4 protein-coding genes and 1 pseudogene are annotated in these 2723 nt (G+C 63.5%); all 5 read right to left on the bottom strand.

Annotated elements, in window-relative coordinates:
* The coding region (gene hisF, locus ABYB95_RS20915) for an imidazole glycerol phosphate synthase subunit HisF (RefSeq protein ID WP_372661438.1) at positions 1 to 401 on the bottom strand (401 nt) is incomplete at its 3' end.
* A gap of 69 nt (positions 402 to 470) precedes the next feature.
* Entirely contained in the window at positions 471 to 1211 is a 741-nt protein-coding gene (gene hisA / locus ABYB95_RS20910; RefSeq protein WP_372661435.1) for a 1-(5-phosphoribosyl)-5-[(5-phosphoribosylamino)methylideneamino]imidazole-4-carboxamide isomerase, read from the bottom strand.
* Positions 1212 to 1238: 27 nt separating this feature from the next.
* Complete coding sequence (gene hisH / locus ABYB95_RS20905; protein ID WP_372661432.1) at positions 1239 to 1913, bottom strand: imidazole glycerol phosphate synthase subunit HisH; 675 nt, start codon at positions 1911 to 1913, stop codon at positions 1239 to 1241.
* Between the two features lie 13 nt (positions 1914 to 1926).
* Complete coding sequence (gene hisB, locus ABYB95_RS20900) at positions 1927 to 2553, bottom strand: imidazoleglycerol-phosphate dehydratase HisB (protein ID WP_372661429.1); 627 nt, start codon at positions 2551 to 2553, stop codon at positions 1927 to 1929.
* Positions 2550 to 2723: pseudogene (locus ABYB95_RS20895) on the bottom strand (histidinol-phosphate aminotransferase); the annotation flags it as partial. The pseudogene ABYB95_RS20895 and the gene hisB, both read right to left, overlap by 4 nt.

The following is a 2723-nucleotide window of genomic DNA, read 5'->3' as shown; positions in this document are numbered from 1 at the left end:
TGGCGCTTGGCGTCGATCGCCACCACGATGCATTGCGCGCCGTACTTGTCGCTGGCCTCGCGAATCAGTTCGGGCCGCGCCACCGCCGCTGAATTGAAGCTGACCTTGTCGGCTCCGGCGTTGAGCAGGCGCCGCACATCGGCCACGGTGCGCACGCCGCCACCCACGGTGAGCGGGATAAACACCTGCGAAGCCACGGCCTCGATGATGTGCAGGATCAGATCGCGCCCATCGCTGGTGGCTGTGATGTCCAGAAACGTGAGTTCGTCGGCGCCCTGCTCGTTGTAGCGCGCAGCGATCTCCACCGGATCACCCGCGTCGCGCAGCTCCACGAAGTTGACGCCTTTGACGACACGGCCGCCGGTGACGTCCATGCAAGGAATGATGCGTTTGGCGAGCATGTCGGTTTTCCAGTGCGGAGGGGGCAAGGCGTTGTGGTCAGCAGCGCACCCGTTCGGGCGGGCTACAGATCAGCCGTTGAGTTCGTCGGCCAGGCGCTGTGCGGCTTCAAAATCCAGATCGCCGCTGTAGATGGAGCGGCCGCAGATCACGCCTTCCACGCCGTCATCCTCGACGCCGCACAAGGCGCGGATGTCCTCGATATTGGACAGGCCGCCCGAAGCAATCACGGGAATGGACAGGGCTTGCGCCAGCTTCACCGTGGCTTCGATGTTGATGCCCGAAAGCATGCCGTCGCGTCCGATATCGGTGTAGACGATGGATTCGACGCCGTAGTCTTCGAATTTTTTGCCCAGATCCACCACCTCGTGTCCGGTGAGTTTGCTCCAGCCGTCGGTGGCAACCTTGCCGTCCTTGGCGTCCAGGCCCACGATGATATGGCCCCCAAACGCCGTACAGGCGTCTTGCAGGAAGCCGGGGTTCTTCACCGCTGCCGTGCCGATGATGACGTAGCGCAGGCCGGCGTCGAGATAGCGTTCGATGGTGTCCATGTCGCGGATGCCACCACCCAGCTGCACGTCCACCTCGGAGCCGATTTCCTTCAGGATGGCGCGGATCGCCTGTTCGTTTTTGGGCTTGCCGGCAAAGGCGCCGTTCAAATCCACCAGGTGCACGCGGCGTGCACCCTTGTCGACCCAGGATCGGGCCATGGCCGCAGGGTCTTCGCCGAAAACCGTGGATTGCTCCATGTCACCCTGCTTGAGGCGAACGCACTGGCCGTCTTTCAGATCGATGGCGGGAATCAACAACATGATGGTGGTGTGTGTGAACGGGTGAACTCAGGGGTTCCAGTGGAGGAAATTGCGGTAAAGCGCCAGGCCCTGATCGGCGCTCTTTTCGGGGTGAAACTGGGTCGCAAAAATGTTGTCGCGGGCGACCGCCGCCGCGAAGCGCTTACCGTACTCGGTTTCGCCCGCACTGTGCAAGGGGTCGGTGGGCAAGGCGTAGAAGCTGTGCACGAAATAGTAGAAGGCACCATCGTCCACGCCCGCCCAGATGGGGTGCGCCGGTCCCCGGCCCAGATCGTGGAACACCCGGTTCCAGCCCATTTGCGGCACCTTGAAGCGGCTGCCGTCGGCCTGTCGCTGGCCCTCCAGCTGGAACCGGTGCACACCGCCATGGATCAGACCGAGCCCCGGTGTGGGCACGCCGGTGCTGCTTTCTTCGCTGAAATCCAGCAACATCTGCATGCCCACGCAGACGCCGAACAGCGGCTTGTGGGCAGCGGCATGCAACACGGCGGCCTTGAGGCCGGATTCGGCGAGTTCGCGCATGCAGTCGGGCATGGCGCCCTGCCCCGGCAGCACGATACGCTCGGCAGCCATCACGTCTTTGGGGTCGGCGGTCACCACCACTTCGTAGCCGGCATCGGCGGCCACATGCGCCACGGCTTGCGACACCGAGCGCAGATTGCCCATGCCGTAGTCCACCACGGCCACTGTCTTGCGGATCATGGAGCGAAAGCGCTTAGAGCGAGCCTTTGGTGGAGGGAATCACATCGCCCATGCGCGGGTCGCGCTCCAGCGCCATGCGCAGAGCACGGGCAAAAGCCTTGAACACGGTTTCGGCCTGGTGGTGGGCGTTTTCGCCGTGCAGGTTGTCGATGTGCAGGGTCACGCCAGCGTGGTTGACAAAGCCCTGGAAGAATTCAAACGCCAGCTGGGTGTCGAAACCGCCCACCATGCCGCTCTTGAAAGGCACACGCATGTGCAGGCCGGGGCGGCCCGAAAAATCGATCACCACGCGCGACAGCGCTTCGTCCAGTGGCACATAGGCGTGGCCATAGCGGCGGATGCCACGTTTGTCGCCCACGGCCTGGGCGAAAGCCTGGCCCAAGGTGATGCCCACATCTTCCACCGTGTGGTGGCCGTCGATGTGCAGATCGCCCTTGGCCTGGATCTCGAGATCGATCAGGCCGTGGCGGGCAATCTGGTCGAGCATGTGGTCGAAAAAGCCGATGCCGGTCGACAGCTGGGCCGTGCCGCTGCCATCGAGATTGATGCGCACGCCGATCTGGGTTTCGGCCGTGTCGCGCTGGACCTGCGCCACGCGGTCGCTGGCCTGGGGGGTGTTGGGAGCGGAAGTCTGGGTCATATGGAAGCCTGGAGGGCGTCCAGCATCAGCGCGGTCTCTTCGGGTGTTCCCACCGTCAGACGCAAACAATTGGACAGCAATGGGTGCATTTTAGAAACATTCTTGACCAGAATCCGGCGCGCCTTCAGGGCCTGGAAGCAGCGTTGCGCCGCATCCACATCGCTGGCGCC

It is taken from the genome of Hydrogenophaga sp. (assembly GCF_041633695.1).
GTDB lineage: Bacteria > Pseudomonadota > Gammaproteobacteria > Burkholderiales > Burkholderiaceae_C > Hydrogenophaga.
This window is presented reverse-complemented; position numbering and strand designations above follow the sequence as displayed.

Excerpts from the sequence above, each read along its gene's own strand:
- hisB (WP_372661429.1), bottom strand. The coding sequence starts at position 2,553 with ATGACCCAGACTTCCGCTCCCAACACCCCCCAGGCCAGCGACCGCGTG.
- hisA (WP_372661435.1), bottom strand. The coding sequence starts at position 1,211 with ATGTTGTTGATTCCCGCCATCGATCTGAAAGACGGCCAGTGCGTTCGC.
- hisH (WP_372661432.1), bottom strand. The coding sequence starts at position 1,913 with ATGATCCGCAAGACAGTGGCCGTGGTGGACTACGGCATGGGCAATCTG.